The sequence below is a fragment of the Actinoalloteichus hoggarensis genome, assembly GCF_002234535.1.
Taxonomy (GTDB): domain Bacteria; phylum Actinomycetota; class Actinomycetes; order Mycobacteriales; family Pseudonocardiaceae; genus Actinoalloteichus_A; species Actinoalloteichus_A hoggarensis.
The window spans coordinates 3,725,113-3,749,709 of the sequence record NZ_CP022521.1; the positions used below are offsets into that span (position 1 = coordinate 3,725,113).

Annotated in this window: 22 protein-coding genes; 12 read left to right on the forward strand and 10 right to left on the reverse strand. The window is 71.9% G+C overall.

From position 1 onward, the window contains the following. Window positions 1-29 precede the first annotated feature (29 nt). From AHOG_RS15970 to AHOG_RS15980, 3 genes are all read right to left on the reverse strand, one after another. Complete coding sequence (locus tag AHOG_RS15970) at window positions 30-881, reverse strand: carbohydrate ABC transporter permease (protein WP_093942073.1); 852 nt, start codon at window positions 879-881, stop codon at window positions 30-32. Further along, window positions 881-1,792 (reverse strand): carbohydrate ABC transporter permease, encoded by a 912-nt coding sequence (locus AHOG_RS15975; protein WP_211290411.1) that lies wholly within the window; start codon window positions 1,790-1,792, stop codon window positions 881-883. Before AHOG_RS15975 ends, AHOG_RS15970 begins: the two co-directional genes overlap by 1 nt. Window positions 1,793-1,967: 175 nt before the next feature. Next, on the reverse strand, window positions 1,968-3,257 hold the full coding sequence (locus tag AHOG_RS15980) for an ABC transporter substrate-binding protein (protein WP_093942074.1): 1,290 nt from the start codon (window positions 3,255-3,257) through the stop codon (window positions 1,968-1,970). 281 nt (window positions 3,258-3,538) lie between these two features. On the opposite strand from AHOG_RS15980, the gene AHOG_RS15985 reads away from it, so the two are divergent. After that, entirely contained in the window at window positions 3,539-4,573 is a 1,035-nt protein-coding gene (locus AHOG_RS15985; protein WP_093942075.1) for a LacI family DNA-binding transcriptional regulator, read from the forward strand. A gap of 748 nt (window positions 4,574-5,321) precedes the next feature. On the opposite strand, the gene AHOG_RS15995 is transcribed toward AHOG_RS15985, so the two are convergent. Further along, on the reverse strand, window positions 5,322-6,113 hold the full coding sequence (locus AHOG_RS15995; RefSeq protein ID WP_245856256.1) for a DUF2306 domain-containing protein: 792 nt from the start codon (window positions 6,111-6,113) through the stop codon (window positions 5,322-5,324). 270 nt (window positions 6,114-6,383) lie between these two features. On the opposite strand from AHOG_RS15995, the gene AHOG_RS16000 reads away from it, so the two are divergent. The 4 genes from AHOG_RS16000 to AHOG_RS16015 all read left to right on the forward strand — a co-directional run bounded on the left by AHOG_RS16000 (window position 6,384) and on the right by AHOG_RS16015 (window position 9,594). Beyond that, window positions 6,384-7,121, forward strand: coding sequence for a TetR/AcrR family transcriptional regulator (locus tag AHOG_RS16000; RefSeq protein WP_093942077.1), 738 nt, complete (start codon window positions 6,384-6,386; stop codon window positions 7,119-7,121). A gap of 180 nt (window positions 7,122-7,301) precedes the next feature. Next, window positions 7,302-8,459 carry an LLM class flavin-dependent oxidoreductase gene (locus AHOG_RS16005; RefSeq protein ID WP_093942078.1) on the forward strand — a complete coding sequence of 386 codons (1,158 nt, stop codon included), beginning with the start codon at window positions 7,302-7,304 and terminating at the stop codon, window positions 8,457-8,459. Next, entirely contained in the window at window positions 8,456-9,079 is a 624-nt protein-coding gene (locus AHOG_RS16010) for an FMN reductase (RefSeq protein WP_093942079.1), read from the forward strand. Before AHOG_RS16005 ends, AHOG_RS16010 begins: the two co-directional genes overlap by 4 nt. Then, on the forward strand, window positions 9,076-9,594 hold the full coding sequence (locus AHOG_RS16015; protein ID WP_245856257.1) for a MarR family winged helix-turn-helix transcriptional regulator: 519 nt from the start codon (window positions 9,076-9,078) through the stop codon (window positions 9,592-9,594). The genes AHOG_RS16010 and AHOG_RS16015 overlap by 4 nt, the downstream gene beginning before the upstream one ends. A gap of 520 nt (window positions 9,595-10,114) precedes the next feature. Here the strand turns inward: AHOG_RS16015 and AHOG_RS16020 are convergent. From AHOG_RS16020 to AHOG_RS16030, 3 genes are all read right to left on the reverse strand, one after another. Next, a complete protein-coding gene (locus AHOG_RS16020) occupies window positions 10,115-10,462 on the reverse strand; it encodes a hypothetical protein (RefSeq protein WP_093942080.1) in 348 nt (115 codons plus the stop codon). Between the two features lie 378 nt (window positions 10,463-10,840). Then, entirely contained in the window at window positions 10,841-11,221 is a 381-nt protein-coding gene (locus AHOG_RS16025; RefSeq protein ID WP_093942081.1) for a hypothetical protein, read from the reverse strand. A 314-nt stretch (window positions 11,222-11,535) separates the two neighbouring features. Then, on the reverse strand, window positions 11,536-14,160 hold the full coding sequence (locus AHOG_RS16030) for a bifunctional FO biosynthesis protein CofGH (protein ID WP_093942082.1): 2,625 nt from the start codon (window positions 14,158-14,160) through the stop codon (window positions 11,536-11,538). Window positions 14,161-14,718: 558 nt separating this feature from the next. Between AHOG_RS16030 and AHOG_RS16035 the strand changes: the two genes are divergently transcribed. The 4 genes from AHOG_RS16035 (at window position 14,719) to AHOG_RS16055 (ending at window position 16,944) form a co-directional block, all read left to right on the forward strand. Further along, the gene (locus AHOG_RS16035) at window positions 14,719-15,423 is read left to right on the forward strand and encodes a TetR/AcrR family transcriptional regulator (RefSeq protein ID WP_093942083.1); all 705 of its coding nucleotides are present in this window, start codon (window positions 14,719-14,721) and stop codon (window positions 15,421-15,423) included. A gap of 183 nt (window positions 15,424-15,606) precedes the next feature. Continuing rightward, on the forward strand, window positions 15,607-15,897 hold the full coding sequence (locus AHOG_RS16040) for a hypothetical protein (RefSeq protein WP_093942084.1): 291 nt from the start codon (window positions 15,607-15,609) through the stop codon (window positions 15,895-15,897). 376 nt (window positions 15,898-16,273) lie between these two features. Beyond that, the gene (locus tag AHOG_RS16050; protein WP_093942086.1) at window positions 16,274-16,498 is read left to right on the forward strand and encodes a hypothetical protein; all 225 of its coding nucleotides are present in this window, start codon (window positions 16,274-16,276) and stop codon (window positions 16,496-16,498) included. Then, complete coding sequence (locus AHOG_RS16055; RefSeq protein ID WP_093942087.1) at window positions 16,495-16,944, forward strand: hypothetical protein; 450 nt, start codon at window positions 16,495-16,497, stop codon at window positions 16,942-16,944. Before AHOG_RS16050 ends, AHOG_RS16055 begins: the two co-directional genes overlap by 4 nt. A 170-nt stretch (window positions 16,945-17,114) precedes the next feature. Here AHOG_RS16055 and AHOG_RS16060 read toward each other — a convergent pair whose 3' ends face one another. Continuing rightward, window positions 17,115-18,317 (reverse strand): FAD-dependent monooxygenase, encoded by a 1,203-nt coding sequence (locus AHOG_RS16060; protein WP_093942088.1) that lies wholly within the window; start codon window positions 18,315-18,317, stop codon window positions 17,115-17,117. 223 nt (window positions 18,318-18,540) lie between these two features. Here AHOG_RS16060 and AHOG_RS28670 point away from each other — a divergent pair, with 223 nt between their 5' ends. Further along, window positions 18,541-19,038 (forward strand): TetR/AcrR family transcriptional regulator, encoded by a 498-nt coding sequence (locus AHOG_RS28670; RefSeq protein ID WP_157736854.1) that lies wholly within the window; start codon window positions 18,541-18,543, stop codon window positions 19,036-19,038. Window positions 19,039-19,715: 677 nt separating this feature from the next. On the opposite strand, the gene AHOG_RS16070 is transcribed toward AHOG_RS28670, so the two are convergent. Next, window positions 19,716-22,511, reverse strand: a complete 2,796-nt coding sequence (locus AHOG_RS16070; protein ID WP_245856258.1) for a family 78 glycoside hydrolase catalytic domain — start codon at window positions 22,509-22,511, stop codon at window positions 19,716-19,718. A 291-nt stretch (window positions 22,512-22,802) separates the two neighbouring features. Here AHOG_RS16070 and AHOG_RS16075 point away from each other — a divergent pair, with 291 nt between their 5' ends. Next, complete coding sequence (locus tag AHOG_RS16075; RefSeq protein WP_093942091.1) at window positions 22,803-22,982, forward strand: hypothetical protein; 180 nt, start codon at window positions 22,803-22,805, stop codon at window positions 22,980-22,982. Between the two features lie 101 nt (window positions 22,983-23,083). Then, the gene (locus tag AHOG_RS16080; protein ID WP_093944501.1) at window positions 23,084-23,359 is read left to right on the forward strand and encodes an SHOCT domain-containing protein; all 276 of its coding nucleotides are present in this window, start codon (window positions 23,084-23,086) and stop codon (window positions 23,357-23,359) included. A 393-nt stretch (window positions 23,360-23,752) separates the two neighbouring features. Here AHOG_RS16080 and AHOG_RS16085 read toward each other — a convergent pair whose 3' ends face one another. After that, window positions 23,753-24,547, reverse strand: a complete 795-nt coding sequence (locus AHOG_RS16085) for a hypothetical protein (protein ID WP_093942092.1) — start codon at window positions 24,545-24,547, stop codon at window positions 23,753-23,755. Window positions 24,548-24,597 lie beyond the last annotated feature (50 nt).

Sequence of the window (24,597 nt, forward strand, 5' to 3'; positions counted from 1 at the left end):
TCGGACGGCCGGGGCATGCCCGAACGGCCTCAGCCCTTGAGCGCGCCGGAGGCGAACCCTCGGACGTAGTGCCGTTGCAGGAGGACGAACAGGATCATGCAGGGCACCGCGCTCACGACGACGCCGGACTGGAGCGCGCCGAAGTCGACCGCGCCGAAGTTCCCGGAGCGCATGGCGGCCAGCGCGACGGGCAACGTGTAGCGGGAGCCGTCGGTGACCAGCATCAACGGGGCGATGAACTCGTTCCAGGAGTTGAGGAAGGCGAAGAGCGCCACCGTGATCACGCCGGGGGTCACGGCCGGCAGCAGGACCGACCAGAGGGTGCGGGGCACTCCGGCGCCGTCGACGAGGGCGGCCTCGTCGAACTCCCTGGGCACGGCCTCGAAGGAGTTGCGCATCATGAACAGCGAGAACGGCAGCTGGAACATGATCAGCACCAGGGCCAGCCCGACCAGCGAGTTCTGGAGCCCGGCACGGCTGAGCAGGACGTACAGCGGGATGAGGATGGTCGGATACGGCACCATCATGATCGCCAGGGTGCCGAGGAAGAGCAGGTTGCGGCCGGGGAAGCGGAAGCGGGCGATCGCGTAGCCCGCCAGGACCGACACCACCACGGTGCCCGCCACCGTCATCAGCGAGACGGCCACGCTGTTGGCGACGTAGACGAACAGGCCCTCCCCGTAGGAGAACAGGCGCTGGTAGTTCTCCGTGCCCAGTCCCGCGCCGTCGCCGGTGGCACGGGGACCGCTCAGCGAGGAGTAGCCGGCCCAGAGCAGCGGCAGCAGGAACAGGATCGCCAGGGCGACGCCGGTGGTCAGCGCGCCCGTGTCGGCGATCACGATGCGAATCCGGGTGCCGCGTGCGGCGGTGTCTGCCCGCATCAGGAGTCGGCTCCCTTCCTGATCAGGCTGAGCTGGACGATGTTGGCCAGCACCAGGGCGATGAGCACGACCACCGACATCGCGGCGGCTCGGCTGAGGTCGAACAGCGTGAAGGCCTGCCGGAAGATCGTCGACACGACGGTGACGGTCGAGTTGTCCGGTCCGCCGCCGGTCAGCACGTAGAACTGCTCGAAGGCCAGCAGCGAGCCGGTGACCGACAGGACCAGCACCAGCGCCAGCGTGGGCCGCAGCAGCGGCAGGGTCACCCCCGTGAAGGTGCGCCACCAGCCCGCGCCGTCGATGCGGGCCGCCTCGTAGACCTGGGTCGGGATCGACTGGAGCCCGGTCAGCAGGATGATCATGTAGAAGCCGGCGAAGCGCCACAGCACCATCAGCACCGTCGACCACAGTGCGCCGTCGGGCGTGCCGAGCCAGTTCACCGGCTCGGCCACCAGCCCCAGTGCCATCAGCACGTCCGACAGCGGACCCACCTCGTCGGAGTACAGGGCGAACCACAGCAGCGCGGCGACCGCCAGGCCCATCGAGGCGGGCAGGAAGAACGCGGTACGCAGCAGACCGGTGCCCAGGCGAGTCTGCTGCACCAGCAGGGCCAGGCCGAGCGCGACGGCGGTGAGGAGCACCGTGGTGATGACGGTGTAGCGGGCGGTGAACCAGACGGCGTCCAGGAACAGCGGATCGTCGAGGATCGCGCCGTACTGGGCGAACCCGACGAAGCTCGGCTCGCCCAGCAGCGGCCAGTCCGTCATCGACATCCACACCAGCAGACCCAGGGGGACGACGAAGAGCAGGCCGACGACCAGTGACGCGGGCAGCGACAACACCAACGCCTGGGTGGTTCGGTCCGTGCCGCGGCGGCGCCGGGGCGCCGCGGTGGTGCCGGTGCTTCTCACGGTGGCTCCTCTGATCGCGAGCTGGTGCGGAGTCGAGCCTCGGGCGGGTTCGGGTGGGGCGGATCTCGGTGCGGGGCGGCCCAGGGGCGGGGCGGCCCAGGGGCGGGGCGGCCCAGGGCGGGCGTCCGGGTGCGGTGCGGGGCGAGCGGTCCGAGGCCGCGGAGCGGCGGATCGGCTAGCCCGCGATGTCGAGGGAGGAGTCGAGTCGGGGTCGGAACGCGGCGATCGCCTCGTCCACCGACTCGGGCCCGAAGATCGCCGAGCGGGCGAACTGGAGCCACGGGCCCTGCGGGTCGTTGAAGGTGGCGCCGAAGTTGACCGCCGTGGGCACCCGGCCGACGTCCACGACCTCGTGGAAGGTCCGGAGCCGGTCGTCGGGGACACCGGTGCCGTCGGGTCCGGTCGGGATCAGGTCGGTGCGGACGCTGACGTCGCCGCCCGCGGTGAGCACGTCGCGTTGGACGTCCGCCGACAGCGTCCAGGAGAGGAAGTCCCAGGCCGCGGCCTTCTTGGTGGACGTCGAGGTGATGCCGAGGACGTCGCCGCCGACGAAGGTGGACTCGCCGCCGTCCATGCCCCGGATCGGCGCGACGCCGATCTCCAGGCGCTCGTGCTCCGGCATCAGCCGCAGCATCGTCGAGCCGAGTGGGGCGACGCCGACGCGGCCTTCGGCGAAGGGCTGCAACCAGCTGATCCCGTTCTCCTGCGCCGAGGACGCGGGCGCGATCCCGGCGGCGAAGGCGTCGCGATACGCCTGGAAGACCGGTCCGATGGTGTCGACGTCCATGGCGGACGCCGTGCCGTCGGCGGTGAGGACCTCTCCCCCGTCGGCCCAGACCATCGGCCACAGGGTGAAGAGCAGGCAGCCGGGGCAGTTGCCGCCGAAGTAGGTGCCCGAGACGTCGCCGCCCAGCGCCGAGATCGCCTCGGCGTGCGCCATCATCTCGGGCAGGGTCTCGGGGGGCTGCTCGGGGTCGAGGCCCGCCTCCCGGTAGAGCACCTTGTTATAGAAGATCAGCGACAGGTCGAGGGTGTGCGGGACGGCGTGATAAGCGCCGTCGGCGGTGCCCGCGTCCAGGTGGGCCGGGGCAAGGCGCTCGACGAGGTCGGTCTCGGCGAGCCGTTCGCCGAGGTCGGTGTAGAAGCCGTGGCGGATGAAGTTCCTGGCGTAGACGACGTCGGCGCCGAGCAGGTCGGGCAGGCTCCGGCCCCCTGCCGCCGTGGCGACCTGTTGCAGGTAGGTGTCGTTGGGCACCACGGTGAGTTCGACCTGGTTGCGACCCAGCGCGTTGTAGGCGTCGACGAATCCCCTGGTCTGCGCCTCGGTGGCCGCTCGCGTCCAGATGGTGAGGGTCTGGCCGGTCTCGGCGGTCTCCTCGCCGACGTCGGCCGTCCCGCACGCGGATGTCAGCGCGACGGCCGCCAGTATCACGGAGATCCGGCGGCGGACTGTCTTCTCACGCACGTCACGTTCTCCTTGTGCTCATCGTTGAGCGAAGCCGAGCGGCATGACGAGGGGCACCGTCGTCCACTTCGGAGCGAGAGGGCGGACGGCGGTCTCGATCGGACCGCCTGCCGAGATCGGCGATGGGAGTGCGATCGACGGAACTGGTCTGGCGGTAGTCGACGCCCGCGCGCCGAAACTACTTTCGGTATCGTAGGTTCGGGCCCGTTCCGACGTCAAGACCACGGCAACGGGAGAATGCGAGGAGACGGCGAACTCTTCCGGCCGAGGAGCATGAGGCGATGAACCGCGGCACCCGAGGCGAGCAGAAACGCTCCATCACCCTCACCGACGTCGCCCGACTCGCAGGCGTCTCGGTGGCCACGGCATCGAAGGCATTGAACGGTCGCAGGCAGGTCCGCGCGGAGACCAGGGAGCGCGTCCTGGCGGCGGCCGAGTCCCTGTCGTTCACCCCCAATCCGTTCGCCCAGGCGCTGAACATGCCCAAGTCCGGCACCGTCGGCATGCTCACCAGCGACCTGGACGGCCGGTTCGCCCTGCCGATCCTGATGGGCGCCGAAGACGCCTTCGGCTCCGGCGCCACCTCGGTGCTGCTGTGTGACGCGCGCGGCGACGCCGAACGGGAGCGCAGGCACGTGGCGACGTTGCTGGCCCGCCGCGTCGACGGCCTGATCGTGGTGGGCTCGCGCACCGACCCCCGACCCAGCCTCGGACAACAGCTGCCCGTGCCGGTGGTCTACGCCTATGCCCCCTCCGAGGACGACGCCGACGTGTCCTTCGTCCCGGACAACGTCCGCGGCGGAGCGCTGGCCGTGGAACACCTGGTGGCGGGCGGCAGGCGGCGGATCGCGCTGCTGGCAGGCGACGCCGACTACGCCGCCGCGCGCGACCGGGTCGCGGGCGTCCGGGCGGCACTGCACGATGCCGGGCTCGACCTGGTCGGCGGCGCGGAGACCTACGGGGAGTGGTCCGAGGCCTGGGGCAGACAGGCCGCCGACGCGCTCCTGACGGAGAACCCCGACGTCGACGCGGTGCTCTGCGGCAACGACCAGGTCGCGCGCGGCGCCCTGGAGACGCTGCGAGAGCGCGGCAGGCGGGTGCCCGAGGACGTCTGGGTGGCGGGCTTCGACAACTGGGAGGTGCTGACCGCCAGCTCCCGGCCGCCGCTGACCAGTGTGGACATGAACCTGGAGGAGCTCGGCCGCACGGCGGCCCGACACCTGTTCCACGCCATCGACGGCGAACGCCACGGCGGCATCGTCACCCTGCCGGTGCGCCTGGTGATCCGCGAGACGACGGGGGACGTGCGGGTGTGAGCGCGGGGCGTGCCCCGGCGCGCCCGCGCCGCCACGCGGATCGACCGACCGCGGCGGGATCGTGCCGTTCCCCGACCATCCCGCGACGGCCGAGGGCTCCGGGGGTGACCGGAGGACTCGTCGATCGTCGCCGGCGCCACCCCGTCCCTGCCCCCGTCCCGTCGAGCCCCCGGGTCGATGCCCGGGCGACCCTGCCGAGTCGCGTCCCCGCATGATGCGGAGTCGCGGAGCACGCCATACGGCTCGATGACCGCCCCGAGGCCGGGCGGTGGAACGCCCGCCCGGCGGTCCACGATCCGCGGCGCCGCCGACCTCGACTCCGGAAGGCCGGCGCCCCGCCGCCCACCACCACCCGCGCCACGGCGGGCTGACCGCTGCCCTCGACGACGCCTGTCACCTCGAACTCCCCCGGTGCGGCGTAGTCGGCCGGGTCGACCTGCTCCCAGCTCGCCGGGTTGGCGCTGTCCTTGGTGCCGTCGTGGCAGGTCGTGGCAGGTCGCCACCACCTCGGCGGCAGGTTCGGGGAGACGCCCGCGACGGCGGTGCGGCTCCCACGGGTCGAGGCTGGTGATCCGCACGGCGCCGGAGGCCCACACCCACACCGTGACCTGGGCGGACAGCGTCGCGACATCGGCGATCCCGGCGAGCATGACGGAGCTGCCCCCGTCGACGACCTGGCCGGGGTCGGCGGCGGGGACCACGGAACACCGTCGGACTCGCCCCCGCCGATTCCGGCGGGGGCGACGGTTCAGGCCGCGGAGCGGGAGGCCCTGCGCCGACCGGCTCGGGCTCGGCGTTCGCGCGACTGACCGAGCTGGAGCCAGGCCTCGGTCAGTCCCAGCACCACGGTCCAGCCCAGCCAGGTGGCCAGCCCGGAGATCGCGTAGTCGAAGGCGATCCGGCTGCCCTCGAACGTCGTCTCCATCCGGGGTTCGAGGATGAACCAGGCCATCGCTCCCCAGAACCGGTTGGTGGTGATCGACATGGTCAGGGCGAAGCTGCGGATCATCCAGCGGCGATGCTCGGCGAAACGGCGGGCGCGGGCGCGACGGAAGCCGGTGACGGTGAAGACGATCCACAGCAGCGAGAGGATCACGCTGCTGGTCTGTGCCACCGGGCCGGTCGGGGTCTGTACGGCGACGATCACGCCGGTGAGTCCGGCGGGCACGCAGCCCGCGAAGACGTAGACGCGGCCGATCACCCGGTGGGCCTTGCGGAACCGGCCGCGGAACCACGGCCACACCTGGAACACGCCGGCGATCATGGCCACCGAGGCGAACAGGACGTGCGCCACCAGCACCGGGTAGTAGAACGCGACGCCCTCGGGCATCGGCACCCGCGCCTGATCCGGGTCGCCGGTGAGGTAGGGCGGCATCGAGAAGCCGACGAAGGCCACGGCCACGAAGGCCAGCGGCGCGATCCAGGGTCGTCGCCACCACGGCGTCCGTCGGGCAGGCGGCGCGCTCGGCGATGCCGAGTGCGGCGGTCTCTCGGCTCCGTCGGGCTGCCGCATCGCGGGCGAGCCAGTCGACGTGGTCATGGTCGTCTCCTTCGCGCTGGTCACGGACCGCACCGTCCGACGGCGGACCGGTGTGTCTGCTCGTCGGGCGGGTGCGGCACGGCGTTGTCGGGCGCGTTCGATCGCCGCCTGCCGGGCGCGAGTCATGGCTCGCGGTCGGGCGGCGGGGTGGTCGGACGTCAGGTGCCCCCATCAAAACTGCGAATGTCATTCGCGGTTCTGCGAAAGGCTTTCGCAGTTCTGCGATACTGTCAAGCGGAATCGACGAACCGACGTTGAGACAGGGGCGACATGACCGACGACGAGAGGCAGGCCGCCACCCGAGGCCTGGACCTGCTCTGGGGCGAACGACAGCGGCCCCGACGTGGCCCGAAGCCCGGCCTGAGCGTGGACGAGATCGTGCGGGCCGCGATCGAGGTGGCCGACGCCGACGGGCTCCCCGCGCTCTCGATGGGCCGGGTCGCCGAGCAGCTCGGCACCGGTGTCGCCTCGCTGTATCGCTACGTGCCGGGCAAGGCCGAACTCGTCGCCCTCGTCGTCGACACGGTGCTCGGCGTCCCGCCGCGTTCGGCAGGCGAGGGCGCCGACTGGCGAAGCCGCCTGGCCAGCTGGGCACGCTTCTCCCTCGACGTCTTCCGCGAACGCCCCTGGGTCCTGCCGCTGCTGACCTCGCGAAAGGGCACGCTCGGGCCCAACGAGACCGAGTGGCTGGAGGTCGCCCTGGCCGCGACGGCGGACACCGGACTCAGCGACCTGGAGCGGGTCGAGGTGATCTCCCTGCTCAACATGTACGTGCGCGGCGCCGTCCAGGTCGCCGTCGACCTGCGGCTCGGCACGCCGGAGGAGACGGACGACTCGCCGGTCTCCGGCTCGATGCTGCGCCGGATCGGCGCCGACCGCTTCCCGACCCTGAACGCCGTGGTGGCCGCGGGGACCTTCGAGGAACCCGCCGACGTCGTCGGCTTCGGCCTCGACCGCGTGCTCGACGGCATCGAGACCTACATCGAGGCGAAGAAGGCCGAGTCCTGACGGTCGACCGACGACTCGCCCTCGCGACGGCCCCGACCTGCGCGGCGATCATGCCCGACCATGCGCCCCCCGGCGCACGTCCGCGCACACCCGCCGCGGACCAGGAGTGGACGCCGCCGGGAACAATCTCGACCCCACCCGTGTTATGCATGCGCATACACTTTCCAGGAGGTTGACGAGATGCAGTTCGGGATCTTCACCGTCGGAGACGTCACACCCGACCCGACCGACGGCACCACGCCCACCGAGGCGGAGCGGATCAAGGCGATGGTCGCCATCGCGCTGAAGGCCGAGGAGATCGGCCTCGACGTCTTCGCGACGGGCGAGCACCACAACCCGCCGTTCGTCCCCTCCTCCCCCACCACCATGCTCGGCTACATCGCCGCCCGCACCGAACGACTGCTGCTGTCGACCGCGACGACGCTGATCACGACGAACGACCCGGTGAAGATCGCCGAGGACTACGCCATGCTTCAGCACCTCGCCGACGGGCGGGTGGACCTGATGCTCGGCCGGGGCAACACCGGGCCGGTCTACCCGTGGTTCGGCCAGGACATCCGGCAGGGCATCCCGCTGGCGATCGAGAACTACGCGCTGCTGCACCAGCTGTGGCGCCAGGACGTCGTGGACTGGGAGGGCAGGTTCCGCACCCCGTTGCAGTCCTTCACCTCGACGCCGCGGCCGCTGGACGACGTGCCGCCGTTCGTCTGGCACGGCTCGATCCGCAGCCCGGAGATCGCCGAACAGGCCGCCTACTACGGCGACGGCTTCTTCGCCAACCACATCTTCTGGCCCAAGGAGCACTTCATCCGCCTGATCAACCTGTACCGGACCCGCTTCGAGCACTACGGTCACGGTGCGGCCGACCAGGCGATCGTCGGACTCGGCGGCCAGCTCTTCCTGCGGCCGAAGTCGCAGGACGCGGTGCGCGAGTTCCGGCCGTACTTCGACGACGCGCCGGTCTACGGGCACGGGCCATCGTTGGAGGACTTCATGGAGCAGACGCCGCTGACCGTCGGCAGCCCGCAGGAGGCGATCGACAAGACGCTGCGGTTCCGCGAGTACTTCGGGGACTACCAGCGACAGCTCTTCCTCGTCGACCACGCGGGCCTGCCGCTGAAGACCGTCCTGGAACAGCTCGACATCATCGGCGAGGAGGTGCTTCCCGTGTTGCGCAAGGAGTTCGACGCGCTGCGGCCCGCCCACGTGCCCGCGGCCCCGACCCACGCGAGCCTGCGGACCGCGCGAGACGCGGCCCGAGCGGGACAGGACGACGCGGGCCGGGACGACGCGGGCCGGGACGACGCCGGTCAGGACGACGCAGAGGCGGCACGATGACCACGCGCACGCTCACCGTGGTCGCCGCCGGACTCGGCGTGCCGTCCTCGACCCGGCTGCTGGCCGACCGACTGGCCGAGGCCTCGGCACGGGCCCTCGACGCGCAGGACGTGCAGGTCGACACCGAGGTGATCGAGCTGCGCGACCACGCCAGGGAGCTGGCCGACAACCTGCTCACCGGTTTTCCCGCAGGCGGGCTGCGCGCGGCGATCGACCGGGTGACGGCCTCCGACGGGCTGATCGCCGTGACGCCGATCTTCACCGCGTCCTACAGCGGGCTGTTCAAGATGTTCTTCGACGTGCTGGACTCCGACGCGCTGACGAACCTGCCCGTCCTCATCGGTGCGACCGGCGGGACGGCACGACACTCGCTCGCGCTGGACCACGCGCTGCGGCCGATGTTCGGCTACCTGCGTTCCGTCGTCGTCCCCACCGGCGTCTACGCCGCCGCCGAGGACTGGGGAGCGGCAGGCGGGGACAGCGGTCTGGCGAGCAGGATCGACCGTGCCGCGGGCGAGCTGGCCGGCCTGATCGCCGGGCGTCCGGCGGCCCGCCCGGCCGATCCCTTCGACGACCCGGTGCCCTTCTCCCAGCTGCTCGGCAGAAAGGAGGACCGGTGAGCGACGCGGGGCCGGCAGGCACCGCGCCGCAGGACGCCGAGGACCGCCGCGCGCGGTCGGAGGCGCGGATGGCCGACCGGGACGCGCGCCGGGCCAAGGTGGACGTGTGGCGTTCGCTGATGGAGGTCCACGCGATGGTGCTCGCCGAGCTGGAACACGAGTTCGCCACGAGACACGGGCTCTCCATCAGCGAGTTCGACGCCCTGTCCAACATCCCCACCGGCGGGGTCCGCCTGCGGGAGCTGACCGATCGTGTCGTGCTCAGCCAGAGCGCGCTGAGCAGGCTCGTCGATCGACTGGAGCGCCGAGGACTCGTCGAACGTTCCGTACTGCCGGACGACTCCCGCGCCGTCTACGTCCGCCTCACCTCGGCGGGGCGGCGGCTGATGCTGGCGGCGGTCCACACCAACGCCGCCGTCGTGGAGCGATCCTTCGCCGACCGGCTCTCCACACCGGAGCTGGGGACGCTGGGGACGGTGCTCGGGCGGCTGCGGCCGCGACGCGACACGGAATGACGGCGACCGACGGGCAGGGCCGGGCCACCACGCCCGCCCTGCCGTCGCCGATCGAGAAGTCAGGGAATCCGCAGCGGCGGAATCATCCCGCTCGATAGTCGACGCTTGCCACGACGGGTGGTTCGCACTGGACAGGTCGCGCGATGACCATTCCTCGGCCACGCCAGGCCTTCGCCGCCTCGATCGAGGGAGACCCCGACTCGCGACCGCGCGAACCGCTGGGGTCACAGGTCGCCTGGTCCTCATCGTCCCATGCGGTGAGGGCGGCGACGAGATCCGTAGGGAGCCGCAGATCCTCGGCGGCCTCCTCATAGAATGGCCGTATTCCTCGGGGTCATCACACTCGTAGCAGAACGGCCCTCCTGCCGGCCCACCAGAAGAATCACCGAGACAGCGCGAGAGACATCAGCTCCTTCGAAACCCGGGCCGTGGTCTCCGTTTCACTGACACCGCCGAACGGGCCGGCCCGACCTCGAGAAAGACACGATTCATCGCCGCCGGATGGTTCCACCGGTAGTCATCAGAATACGCATTCGCCAGCCCGGATCGCTCCGTCAGCCCGGTATTCGACGCTCACGACCACGGGCGACTGCCGCTTGACACGCTCGGCCAACACCCTTCCTCGTTCGTACCATGCCGCTTCGGTCTCCGGAGACTCGAATTCGGAGTTACGGTAGTCGTCGGGCCGGTAGACGGCCTGAAACTCGTCGTCCCATGCGGCAATGTCGGCGACCAGGTCAGCCGGGAGCAGGAGGTCTTCTTCGGCCTCGTCGAGAGAGTGGTTATACGTTTCCGACTGCTTCGTCTCATAGTAGAACGGGTCTTCCTGCCAGCCCACCAGAAGGACGACTGCGATGTCCCTTGCCATGTCAACTCCTATGAAGACGGGTACGCAGCCTTCGGTTCAGCGGGATGGGGTGCGCTCCGATGACTACCCCCTCGCGCGTGACTGTGACCGCCACACGGTATCGCGCTCCTTCGAAGATGATCTCATAGACCTTACGGTCTCTTCCGCTGTACCCGACCACGGTGCCTCGCTCGAGCGCGGCAAATACGAGGTCCATTATCTGATCCCTGCGGACACCCGCCTGCTCGAAATCCTTGACCCTCGCGTCGGTCAGGATGTGGTCCTGTCCACCTCGGTCGTTGTTCCCCTCGACCCAGACGATGCGTCCGCTGGGAAGGCGGGTGATCCGGGTGACGTCGGCGGGGCGGATGACCGCGCCCGCGCGTTCCCGATCGGCGGTCAGTTCCTGTCGGCGTTCGTGTTCGGTGGCGACCCGGTGTCGGTCGGTGCGGCCTCGAGAGCCGTCGGGGTGCCCGACCGAGCGGTGGAGGGGCCGAGGGCCGGCGTGAATTCGGCGAGTCCTCGGCCCGCGACGGCGACGCAGTAGTCGTCGATGAACTGCTGTGCCGCGACGATGGCGATGTGAGCGAGGCGCACGTCGTCGGCCGCGTCGCGACCGAGGCGACAGATCTGGTCGACCTGCGGTCGAAGCGAGCCCATGGTGTCGCGGTCGAAGACGTCCCTGCCTTCGTCGATGGCGTTCTCGGCCACCATGGCGGCCTGTCGCGCCGTGGTGAGCCGGGAGTATGCGTGGCGCAACTGCTGGACAACGTCCGTCACGGACAATGACGTCCCCCTTACCGTCCGTCGAACTTCGCCTCATGATGCCGTACCCGTCCACCATCAAGACAGGGACCGTCCACGATCGACGACGACGCCGCCCTCCGCTACGAGGAGACCGGAGTCACGACGAACGGACGCAGGAAGGTCGACGAAGCAGACCACGGCGCCGCACTCGTTCCGAGACACGGGCAGGGCGCCGATGTACCCGACCCGGAAGCCGTAGCCGCGCGGTGGACGGACGGACCGGCGGGCACCGGTCGGCCGGCCCGGCGCGGCCTGCTCTCACCAACCGTCGGGCCGAGCCGCGCTCCTCACGAGTGGGCCGCGCACGTCGAGTCCTCGCGGGCCCCGCCGCCGACGGGCGACACCCCCAGCTGCACACGGCCGACCCGGCCGTAGGTGGTGCCGCGCTGTCGAGCGGGGCGGCCGATGCGGTCGGCCAGCGCGCGAAGCTGCTCGACGGTGCGCGCGGAGCCGTGCTCCGAGCCCGCCATCCGGCTGATCGTCTCCTCCATGAGCGTGCCGCCGACGTCATTGGCGCCGCCGGTCAGCACCTCGGCCGAGCCAGACTCGCCGAGCTTCACCCAGGAGCACTGCACGTTGTCGATCCGGCCGTGCAGCAGCAGCCGTGCCATGGCGTGCACCGCGCGGTTGTCCCGCCGGGTCGGTCCGGGCCGGGCCAGGCCCGCCAGGTACAGCGGCGCGTTGCGGTGGACGAACGGCAGCGGCACGAACTCGGTGAAGCCGCTCACGCCGTTGGCCGCGGCGGTGTCCTGCACGCCTGCGAGGGTGCGCAGGTGACCCAGCCAGTGTTCCGGGGTGTCGACGTGGCCGTACATCATCGTCGACGAGGAGGGGATGCCGAGCCGGTGGGCGGTGCTGACCACCTCGATCCACTGTGCCGCGGGCAGCTTTCCCTTGGTCAACACCCAGCGGACGTCGTCGTCCAGGATCTCGGCGGCCGTGCCGGGGATGCTGCCCAGGCCCGCGTCACGCAGCTCGGTGAGGCATTCCTCGATGCTGATGCCCGCCTTGGCGGCGACGCTGACGATCTCCATCGGGCTGAAGGCGTGGACGTGCATCTCCGGGACGCGACCGCGCACGGCGCGCACCAGGTCGACGTAGCCGGTGACCGGCAGCCGGGGGTCGATGCCGCCCTGCATGCAGACCTCGGTGGCGCCCGCCCGCCAGGCCTCCTCGGCCCGGTCCGCCACCTCCGTCGGCGAGAGCCGGTAGGCGTCGGCGTCGCGCTCCCGTTGCGCGAAGGCACAGAATCGGCAGCCCACGTAACAGATGTTGGAGAAGTTGATGTTGCGGTTGACGACGTAGGTGACGTCGTCGCCGACGACGCTGCGTCGTAGATCGTCGGCGATGCCCGCGAGCGCGTCCAGCGCCGCGCCGTCGCAGGTCATCAGCGCCATGGCGGCGGTGGTGTTCGCCTCGTCGAGCAGGGCGGCCGGGTCGTCGGCGGCGATCCGGAGACCGTCGCGGACGTCGGTGTCCAGCCGTTCGGGGGCCGCCGTGCTCGGCAGCTGCTCCTTGAGGGACTCCCAGTCGCCGTACACGGTGTCGAAGTCGCCTCGGCGATCCTCGGTGCGGCCGACGGTGTCGATGTCGACATGCAGGTCGGTGCGGCCGACGGACTCGACGCCGCCGTCGGGCTCCTGCCACGGACGTCCGGTGAGGACGGCGGCGGAGTCGGCGAGGCCGTCCGGAGCGGCCAGCGCCGCGACGTGGGCCGCCACCCTGGTGTCCAGCCACTGGGTGCCGTCGCCCGCCAGGCCCTGGCGCAGGTGTCGCGGATAGATGGTGAGTCGCTCGCGCAGGGCGAAGCCGTTCTCCGCGGTGATCTCGGCGAGCGCGTCGATCGCGGGCCACGGCCGTTCGGGGTTGACGTGGTCCGGAGTCACCGGGGACACGCCGCCCCAGTCGTCGATGCCCGCACGCAGCATCAGCCCGTGCTCGGCCCCGACGAGGTTCGGCGGTGCCTGCACGCTGACGCCCGAGGGCATCAGCAGCCGGGCCACCGCGATCGTCGCCGCGAGTTCATGCAGGTCCGCATCCGGCATCCCGCGCATCGCGGTGTCCGGCTTGGCACGGAAGTTCTGCACGATCACCTCTTGGAGGTGTCCGTACTGGCGGGCGGAGGCACGCAGCGCGAGCAGCGCCTCGGCCCGCTCCCGATGCGTCTCGCCGATGCCGATGAGGATGCCGCTGGTGAAGGGGATGCCGATGCGGCCGGCCTCGGCGAGCACCTTGAGCCGGACGGCGGGCTCCTTGTCCGGGCTGGCGTAGTGCGGCATGCCCTTCTGGCTCCACAGCCGCTCGGCGCTGGTCTCCAGCATCATGCCCATGCTGGGCGCGACCGGCTTGAGCCTGGTCATCTCGGCCCAGCTCAACACGCCGGGGTTCAGGTGCGGCAGCAGTCCCGTCTCCTCCAGGACCGCGACGGCGCAGGAGCGCAGATAGTCCACCGTGGAGGAATAGCCGCGTGCCTCGAGCCATTCGGCGGCGGCGTCCCAGCGCAGTTCCGGGCGGTCGCCGAGGGTGAACAGAGCCTCTTTACAACCCGCGGCGGCGCCCTGGCGCGCGATCTCCACGACCTCGTCGCGTTCCAGATAGGCCGACTCCACCTTGTGCGGCACGGTGGCGAACGTGCAGTAATGGCATCGGTCGCGGCACAGCCGGGTCAGGGGGATGAAGACCTTGCGGCTGTAGGTGACCAGGCCCGCGCGTCCCTCCGCCGTCAGATGCGCGTCCCGAGCGCGACCCGCGACGGTGAGCAGTTCGTCGAGGTCGTCGCCGCGGGCGTGGAGCAGAACGGCGGCCTCGGTGGCGTCGAGCGTCACCCCGTCTCTGGCTCGGCGCAGTGCTCGCCGCAGCGCGGAGGCGGTCGGGGCTGGTTCTGCCGGGGACGGACCCAGTTCGATCGACACGAGCCGAGGCTAACAAGCACCCGACCGGGAAAGGCTTGTCGCCACGGGGAAATCTGGCCCCAGTCAGGTATATCACTGAATGGAATAGATCGAGACCCCGATGACAGAGGAATCGTCGCGGCCCCGGTTATCCACCGTGGACGTTTCTCGGATCTCCCGGTGCGCGGGAACGACCGCACGGGTCCGGCGGCGGCCTGCCTCCGCCGCCCGCCGCCCTCGCCGCCGCGGCCGGGTGACGTCGATCCCGCGGCGTTCGTCGCGCGATGCCGTGTGGACGTCCGTCCGCATCGGCCGGGCGACATCTGGACCGACGGCGGGGCAGCACCGCGGCAGGAACAGCGCGCCCGCCGCGCCGAGGGCAGGGGTGGAGCCTGCGGCCGGTCCGCCGGTCGGGCGGGGCACGCCGTGGCGGGCGAGGATGTCGGGTCCCCATGAGCCGCTCCGTGAGCGACCGACTCGACAGAGAGGCTCTCTTCGGCCAGGATCACGACGCGCCTGCCAGCCGCCGAGAGCGTCGCTCTCTTCTGTCATCGGCGCTCCGGGGTCCATCATGCAGGGATGGCAGCAGAACCAGCGCCGCCCCCGAGGCAGCGCGCCCGCGCCCAGGCGATCACCGACATCAAACGCATCGCCCGAGAGCAGCTGATCCGCGAGGGAGCCGCGGGCCTGTCGCTGCGGGCGGTGGCGCGGGAGCTGGGCATCGTCTCCTCGGCGGTCTACCGGTACGTGCCCAGCCGCGGCGAGTTGTTGACGATGCTCATCGAGGACGCCTACAACGCCCTCGGTGAGGCGGCCGAGACGGCCGACACGCGCCACGACCGCACCGATCGACACGGTCGCTGGATGAGCGTCGGCCGCGCCGTACGCGACTGGGCGGTACACCGTCCCGCCGAGTACGCGCTGCTCTACGGCAGCCCGATGCCCGGCTGTCGGGCCCAGGCCGAGCGCACCGGCGCGCCGGGAAGCCGTGTCTCCCTGCTGCTGCTCGACGTGCTGGCGGGCGCGCCCGCCCCCGCCGGCGGGTCGCCGAGGCCGCCGCTGCCCGCCGCGCTGCGCGCCGACCTCCGGGCACTGCGTTCCGAGATCGGCGTCGAGATCGACGAGGAGCTCATGGCCCGAGGCGTCCTCGCGTGGACGGCGTTGTTCGGGCTGGTCAGCTTCGAGGTGTACGGGCAGTACGTCGGGAGCATCTCCGACTACGCGGCCCATTTCGACTTCCAACTCGCCCGGCTGGCCGACTCGCTCGGGCTGGTCGCCGACTGACCGGCTCTCGCGGTCTCCACGGCCGCGAGCGGTTCGCAGGCAGCGGTGACCGGCACCGTCGACGACGGAGGCCCGGCGGGAGGACCGCGGCGAGGAGCGGCGGCGACGAGGGGACCACGACGTCCCGACCCGCGGCCGGCGCGGCCGGGCCCCCGAGGGCAGGCTGCCGTACGCTGCCCGGCCATGCCCTCGTTCCGCGTCACGATGACCATCGGCCTGATGCGGCCCGGTGTCGCGCCAGAGCGCGTCGTGCCGACCGCCGCGGCGGCGGCAGGCGAGCTCGCCACCGTCGAGGCCTCGGGGGTGGACGTCGTCGCGGGCCAGGCGCGGGTCACGATCCGCTTCACGGCCGGGGACGCACACATCGCCCGACGGATCGGCGCCCACGTCGTCTCCGCGACCTCGGCGCTGGCCGAGACCCGATCCTCGACGCTCATGTACCGGACCCGGGGCCGGTGGAGCCCGCTCGGTTGACGACGCCCGCCGACCCGGCCGGGCAGGGCGCCCGCCGGGTGCCCACTCCGCGAGACGACCGCATGCATCCGGCGATCACGACGGCGCCACACCGCTCCTCGGATGACGCCGCGCCGGCGACGCGGAACGAGGAGACCCCCGGACACGCCGGCGCCGGCCGCTCCCGGCAGCGATGATCCGCGCGCAGTCCTGCCGACCACCTCGTCCCACCGACCTCCACGTGAGACGACCTGCCTCCCGGCGGCAACCCGGCGAGCTGGAGAACCAGCGCCCCAGAGGTCGCGTTCGGCCGCGGCGGCGGGCCGAGCCGCCCCGAGCGCGTGTCCACATCGGACCGTGAATCGGCCTGCGGTGCACCGTGCGGAAGAATCGCCGCATGGCCAGCACGATCGAGTTCCCGACGCGGGGGACGCCGATGATCGATCGGCGACTCCGCGACGCGACGCGGCCTGCCGTCGCGCTCTCCGACACCACGATCCTCGATGATCTCGCGCCGCGTCCTCGGCGGGAAGCCGACGGCGAGGCCGCCCCGGGACGTCGGAGAAGGAACGACGATCGCCGGATCACGGCTGCGGACGCCCCCGGCGAGGCAGGCCGGTGACCGCGCACGGCGGGGGGACCGCGGCGCGCCGTCCCTGGCACCTGTGGCTGGTCGCGATCGCGATGTTCGCCCTCTACATCGGCGGGGCTCGCGACTATCTCCTGATCCTCGTGGGCGACACCGAGTACATCCACGGGCAGTTCGGACCGGGCGGCCTGGCGTACTTCACCGACTATCCGCAGGCGCTGCGCGTCGTCTGGACGGTCACCATCCTCGGCGGTCTGATCGCGCCGCTGCTGCTCATGGCACGAAGTCGACTGTCGTTCCCGACCGCCGCGATCGCGACGGCGGCCCAGTTCGCCCTTCTCGTGGCGACCTTCGTCGCCTTGGACCGATGGTCGATGCTGGGCGCGGCGACCGCGTGGTTCGACATCGGGGTCGGCGTGGTCACGATGCTGTTCACCTGGTACTGCTGGACGCTGCGGCGCCGGGGAGTCCTGGCCTGAGCCGACTCGGCCGCCTGCCGCAGGCGGACCGCGGACCGGCGCGGAGACTCGGCTCGTCGGGGAACGGCGGGCTCCCGCTCCACCCGGCACCGCCGGGCCTCGGCGAGACGCGGTCTCCGTCTCCGGCGCGGCGGGTGGTCCCGACCGGCCGAGGCGTCCGGCGGGGCGGGTCAGCGCGCGGCGGCCGAGGAGAAGTCGTCCAGCGTGTGGCTGCCGCTGCCCTGCAAGGAGAAGAGGGCGCGTGTCGCGGATCTCGGGAGCCGGGTGAGGAGCTTCATCAGGTGCGGAGTGGTTCGGGCGGCGAGGCGGCTCCGGGGCACGAGTCGGGCGAGCGCACTCGGCCCGACCTTGCGACTCTGGGCGACCGGCTGCCGCATGACGGTCTCCGTCCGCTCATACGCCGCGCGATGGTCGCCGCCCGCACCCGTGAGCTCGTCGGCGAGCACATACGCGCCCAGGACGGCGAGCGCCGTTCCGCCGCCGACCGCGGGCCCCGGCGAATAGGCGGCATCGCCCACGAGGGTGATCCGCCCGTGTGACCAGGTCTCCATGCGTAGTTGGGAGATGGTGTCGAAGTAGAAGTCGTCGGATTCTTCCGCGGCGTCGATCGCGAACGGCAGCAGGTGTTCGATGTCGCCGAACGCGTCGTGCACCAGGTTCAGCCGCTGTCGGCGGTCTCGTAGGTCGACGGCGGCGACGGTGCCCGGCCGGAAGAGCAGAAGCGCCCGCGCGCGGCGACCGTCTTCCACCGCATAGGCGAAGGCGGTCCGGTCGACGTCGGCGTAGCCGAGGACCTCCCGATCCAGCGCGAGCGTGTTCGCATGGCTGAAGACCGACAGACAGGCGCCCAGGTCGTGCCGGAACCGCTCCTCGGGACCGAAGACGAGCCGCCGGACGCGGGAGTGAAGGCCGTCGGCGCCGATCACCAGGTCGAACGTGCGGGGAGCGGAGTTCTGGAACTCGACGGCGACGCCCCCGCCCTCGTCACCGACGGCCGTCACGGTGTCGTCGAAGAGATACTCCGCATGCGGCGCGGCCGCGTCGTACAGGATCGACACGAGGTCATCGCGCTGGATCTCCACATGCCGGTCCGAGATCGTGGCGCTCAGCCGCGGCATCCGAACGGGTGCTCCCCGTCGTCGATGGAACACCAGGCCGTCGCGCCGCACTCTGGCGTCCTGGACGGCGGGCAGCAGCCCCATCCGCTCGATGACCTCGATCGCGACGCCCGCGAGGTCGACGGCGTGGCCGCCGGTCCGCCGAAGATCGGGGGCCTTCTCGACCACCGTCGGCACGAAGCCGCCGCGCGACAGCCAGTACGCCGCCACCGATCCAGCGATGCCCGCACCCGAGATGAGTACCGTCCGTGTCATGTCACCAGTTTACCTGTCGGCCGGCAAGGCAATATGGCGGTCGGCCGGACGCCCCGGCCGCGGTGTCCCTCGCGGGAGCCGCGTACCGATAGGTTGCCTGTCGACCGGCCGGTCCCAGGGCCGGTCGACAGATCCCGGACACGAGCGTCAAGAGGGTGATATGTCGGACAGGACTTCCGCGACCGGGCGTGACGGGCGCACGACCGATACTCGACAGCGTGTCGTGGCGACCGCGTTGCGGCTGTTCGTGACGAAGGGCTTCTCCGCGACCAGCCTCAAGGACATCGCCGACGAACTGGGCATCACCAAGGCGGCCCTGTACTACCACTTCCCGGCGAAGGCGGATCTCGCCCGCAGCATCTTCCAACCGTTCATCGACGACGTCGACGACCTGCTGGACCGGCTCGACGGCCGTGGGGAGTCGCCACGAGAGATCCTGTCCGCGTACATCGACGTCCTCCTGCCCCACCGCGCGGCCCTCGCCGCGATGCTCCGCGACCCGGGTGCCGCCGCCGACCTGGATCTCACCGACGTGAGCGGCCGCTGGCTGGCCCGCCTGGGCGCGCTGCTCGAGACCGACGACGCGACACCGGAGGCGCGGATGCGGACGACGGTCGCGATCGGAGGCGCCACCCGCGCGCTCATGCTCCCGGAGGTGGAAGACCCCTCGGCCCGGGACGCCGCGGTCCGTGCCGCCGTCGCGGCGCTGGAGTCACGCTGACCATCGGTCATCCGGACGATCGGGTCATGCGAACGACGCGACGGCCGGCAGGGGCGAGGCGACGAGCCGCCCCTGCCGAACCAGCCCGGCGGGCCGACGGGCGGTCATGACCCGCTCGGCCTCGCGGTCCGATGCCACGACGTAGGCGGCCTCCCGACGGGTATCGCGCTGGTTGTGATTCACATCGAACCGGAGGGCCGATGCCACCCTGGCCGCCGCGCTCCGAGCGCAGCTTGATGCAGAGGTTGCGATCCTCATCGGCCCCGGAGGGCCGATGCCACCGGCGATGTCCGCGATAGCCGGAGCCAGAGTGCTCGTGTTGCGATCCTCATCGGCCCCGGAGGGCCGATGCCACCCTGACTCAGCAGGGGTGTCGCCGTCGGCGACACCGTGAGGTCACCGGGCCGTGACCGACACGCCCGCAGTTCGCTTCGGGAAGGTCAGGCGTGTCGTCCGACGCCTCCCCTCCCGAACCACGGGGAGACGACCTCGCCGCCCGTCGGGATCCCGCATCGCCGTACTCACGCTCCACTCCGAGCGGCCGCCCGAGTGGAATCCCCTTCGCGCGCGACGGGTGGTCCCCGCCGCACCGGGACCCGCCGAGTCCACCGAGGACGGCGTATCGGAGCAGACGGTCGGGCCGCCCGCTCCGACCCGCGGCACTCACGCGCGGCCGATCACCCCGGCACCGGGACGAACCTCGCGCTGCCCGATCCGACCTCGAACACCACCCGATCGTCGGTGGTCTCGACGTGCCGGGCCCGCGTTCGGCCCGCGGCGCGGTAGGTCATGCCGTCGATCCTCGGCAGCTCCACCCTCGCGGTCACGTTGACCGGGATCTCGACGTCGGCGTGGAGGCCGCGCGCGGTGCGCCGCCAGTCCAGGGACACCGGGCCGCGCTGGGTGTGCACCGTGCCCGCCGCGTCGGCCGGTCCCGAGGCGGGCGGCACGATCAGGACGGTCGCGGCGCCGGGCTCCCCGAGACGGATGCCGAGCATGGTCTCGACGACGTCGACGGCCGCCTGGGCTCCCCACCCATGGGACTGGCTGTGGTTGGTGCCCTCGTCCAGCGTCCAGGCCTCCCAGGTGAAGGTGCCGCCCTGGTCCAGGATGTTCGCCCAGCCGAGGTCATCGCGGTCGGTGAGCAGGTCGAGCACCGCGTCCGGCCGGTCGGCGTCGGAAAGGGCCTGCAACAGCCAGTGCGCCGTCATCGGTCCCTGCCGCATCCCCATCGAGGTGAGGTGGTCGGCGAGCACCGAGTGGTCCTCCTGCGGGGCGATGCCGAAGGCGATCGCGTAGGAGGTGGCGTGCTGGCCCCGGTGCTCGCTCCGCGTCCCGTCGGCGTGCAGGCCGTCCACGTAGAGCCCGTCGGCATCCCGCAGCCGCTCGTTCATCGCGTCCACCAGCGCCGACTCCGACCGGCGGTAGCCCTCGGCCTCCGCGGCGGGCCGTCGCAGCACCTCGGCCATGTCGGCCGTGCGCCGCAGGACCTCGACGGCCTGGGCGTTGATGGTGGTGCGGGCGGCGGTGTCCATGTCGTAGCCGAACCGGCCGGGCGCAGGCCAGTCGACGATGCCGTGCTCGTAGGCGCCGCTGCCGCCGGACAGCTCCGTCACGAGGCCTGCCGTCGGACCGGAGTCGGGGATGTGGCGCAGCACGTACTCGGCGGTCTCGCGGATCGCCGGGTAGGCCTCGGCGAGCAGCGCGCGATCGCCGGTGACCTCGTAGTACCGCCACACCCAGTCCACGAACATCTCGGTGTAGTCGGGGATGTCGCGCTTGCCGTCGCCGTTGGGATAGACGGCGTTGTAGCGGCCCGCGTCGGCGCCGTCGGTCCAGTGTCGTGCCTGGGAGGCGAGGAACTCGCGGATCGCCTGCCGGGTGGCGGTGCGCTCGCCGAAGCCCTGCATCGTCGCATAGGAGATGTTCACGGCGTCGCCGAGGAACTGGCCCTTCTCACGGGTGGGGGTGTCGACGAACTGCTCCTGCACGGAGTACAGCGCCGACCGCTGCATCAGGTCCCAGACCGCGGTGAGCGTCTCGTCGGAGCTGTGGAAGCTCGCCTCCCGCCCCTCGGGCACGGCGGTGTGCAGCAGCACGGCGGAGACGTCCTCGACGTCGAAGGACTCGCCCGCGTCGGGGATCTCCAGATACCGGAAACCGAGGTGGGTGAAGGCTTGGTACTCCTGGGGGCCGTCGACCTGGGTGTAGGGGAAGGTCATCACGGTGTCCTGAGTGGACAGCCGGTCGGCGGCCACTCTGCCGTCCTCGGTGAGTTCGTAGCCTGCCCGGATCGGCACGGTGTGCCCGGCGCGGCCCTCGTCGAAGCGCACCACGGGGCGAGCCGGGATGATCACGCCGAAGTCGGCGACCGGCGTCCCGTCGTCGGCGGTCAGCAGCTCCACGGCCGGGAACTCCGTCTCGGCCAGCCGGGTCTCCTGCCCGATGAGGCGGGTGAAGGGCTCGGCGGGGTGCGCGCCGAGGCTGGTCGCGGCGTGCCAGCCCGCGTCGTCGAAGCCGGGTTCCGCCCAGCCGGCGATGATCCCCCGGGCGTCCTGGGCGTCGACCCGGTCACCCTCGCCGTTGCGCGGCGGGGCGTCGGCGACGAAGCGGGTGTCACGGGCGACCCGCCAGGTGTCGTCGGTGACGATCACCTGTGTGCTGCCGTCCTCGTGTTCGATGACGAGCCGGTGCAGCAGGCCGGGTTCGGAGGCCGGCCTGCCCTGGCCGCCGCCGTACCAGTGGTATCGCACGCCGACGGCCAGCGGCGCGCCGGGTTCGATCAGGTCGGTGACGTCGGCGGCCTGGTAGTAGCCCTCGTCCGAGTGGGCGAAGGACGTGCCCCGGTCGGCGCGGGCACCGTTGAGGAACAGCTCGTAGGTGTGGTCGGCGGCCGTATAGGCGCGGGCGCGCACCACGGGGCTGTCGGCGACGAGCACCTCCGTCCGGGCGAGGGTGTAGTCGTCGTCCTCGGCGACGTCCCGACGTATCCATTCGGCGCCGTCCCAGTCCCCCTCGCCGAGGCCGGTCTCGAAGCGCGCGGGCTCCGCCCACGGCGAGACGGCGCCTGCTCGGTCCCAGGTGCGCACGGTCCAGCGGTACTCGCGGCCGGCGACGAGCTCGGGGCCGTCGTAGGGCACCGAGGACTGTTCGGCGGAGCGCCGCCTGCGGCTGTCCCACACCTCGGCGCCGTCGGCCGCGCGGTGCACCCTGATCTGGTAGGCGGTCTGCGTCTCGTTCGGGTCGCGGTCCCGCGGCAGCCAGCCGAACGCGGGTGTCCCCGCCACGTTGAGCGGTGCCGCGAGGTCGTCGACGGTCAGGGCCGAGGGGGCCCGCGGGGCGCTGTTGCGGGCGTCTCCCGCCGCCGACCCGGCGGGCAGTCCGATGCCGACGGCCAGGCCGACAGCGGACAGTAACGCGGTGATCACGGCGGCTCGCCTGCGCATCGTCACTCCCGGAGGTTGTTCGGACACTCGCCGTCGACCTTAGGCAGGCCTGCAGCGCGGGAGCGAGGAAACGAGCCGGTTCCGGCCAATCACGGGCCGGGTCCGTCCTCGGCGGTCGGCGGCCCGACAGGCCTGGTCGGATGCCGTCCGCCCTGTCGGGCAGGTCGGTAGGTCCCGGCTCGTCGATGGCTTCCGGCCCTGGTCGCGGGCCGGGGGGAGCGAGCATCGTGGAGAGCATCCGATTCGGAGACGATTCGGGGTCCGAGTCGGATGCGGGCAGGGTGCGGCCTGGTCCAGCGAGCGCCAGGCAGCAGTCGGGTGAGCGCACCCCGAGCCCGGCCGGGCGATCGTCCCGACCGGGCCGCCCGCGAACCGTCGGTGAGCATCGGCGACCGGACGACGACTCTCGCGGTGCGGCGGGGAGTCGCGAAGGCGGCCGATGCGGACACCACGAACGACGGCAGCACGCCGCCCCGGCAGCGTTCCGGGGCGGCGTGACTCACGACCGGACGATCTCGGCGAGAGACGAGCCGGCCGGGTGAGGCCGGGTGGCGCATCGACGACCCGGCGAAGCACAGCGGCGACGGGAGGCAGGTGTCATGCCGTACTGGGATCACGCGCAGGCGGGCGGAGGCTGGCTCATGCTCCTCGGCATGCTCGTCTTCTGGGCCGGACTGATCACCGTGGTGGTGCTGGTACTCCGCCGATTCGCCCACTCCTCGGAACGACACGGCGGCCGGGTCGGCGGCGACACCGGCGGCGCCTACCACATCCTCGACGACAGGTTCGCTCGAGGCGAGATCGACCGCGACGAGTACGAGAGCCGCCGGGCGGTGCTGCGCGAGACACACCGCGGGCCCGAATCGAGACGTTGAGTCCGGGTGTCGGGCGGCGCGCCGCCGCGATCCGACCCTTTCCCCGGTAGGCACCGCTGGATTCCGGATGTCACCGGCCGGGGAACAGGCGGGCTCCCGCCGAGTTCTCCGCCGCGCGACGAGGGCCGGGGGTGAGAGCGTCCGGCCTTCCGCCCTCCGCACAGGTGTCGCGTGGTCGTCGACGACCGGGGAGGTCTCAGCGGACCCGGCAGGGCACTCCGGCCACCGGCGCCTCCAGACCCAGAGGCCCCTTCACCACCGACGACGGCCTCGATGGGATGACCGCCGCCCCTCGCTCCACACGAGATCGAAGCGTCGCGGCACCTGCCGGGGCGGCTTGTGCTCCTCCGTCGGCCGGCGGGATGACCGGCCGCGGGCCCGCCCCGCTCGGGCTCAGGACCGCCAGGTGACGCGGGCGCCCGCGACCCAGCCGCCCGCACAGGACTCGCGGAGCTCGGCGGCGCGCATCGCGTCGGTGTAGGCCCGGTCCGGGTCGGCGGCGTGTTCCTCCGGCGGCACCACGCCGAGCCGGAAGCCGTAGAGGACCACCGCGTGTCCCGTGGACTCGGCCGCCGCGAGCCAGTCCGCGTCCGCCGTGATCTCGGCGCGGGCCCACAGCCCGTCCTCGTCGTCACGGAGTTCGAGTCCGCCCGACGCCCGCCGCAGCGTCCAGCCCGGCGCGTCCTGCACCGCCGAGTCGGGCGCGGCCACCCTGGCGCCGAAACCCGCCTGCACGATCATCTCGATCTGCAGTTCGGTGGCGGCGCCGCCGCTGTCGGTGACCATCAGTGTGCGCCGAGGCTCGCAGAGCAGGACGGGCGCCGGACGTGCGGCGTGTCCGGGGCTCGGCGCGGCGGGCGGCTCCGATCCGGCGGAGTCGAGGCCTGCGGAATCGAGGCTCGACAGGGCCGAGCCTCGGTCAGCCGTCCGCGCGACCTCGGTGCCGTCGGTGTCGGTGTCGGCTGATCGTGCCGGGTCGCCCGGCGCCGTGAGCGCGGGATGCCCGGCGGGCAGTGCCCGGCCGAGGACCTCGGTGTCGGCGGCGATGCGCTGCGCCTCGCTCGGCACCGGCCCCGCGGCCCGGCCCGTGATCGGGTTGACCCGGGTACCGGGCGGGCCGTCGGGCGGCCGGTTCTCCGCCGCTCGGGCCGCCTCCCGGCGCTGGCGCTTCGCTCGACGTCCGCTCATCCCACCGAGCCTGCCCCGTGCGGCGTCACCCGCCCACCGTTCTCACCGCA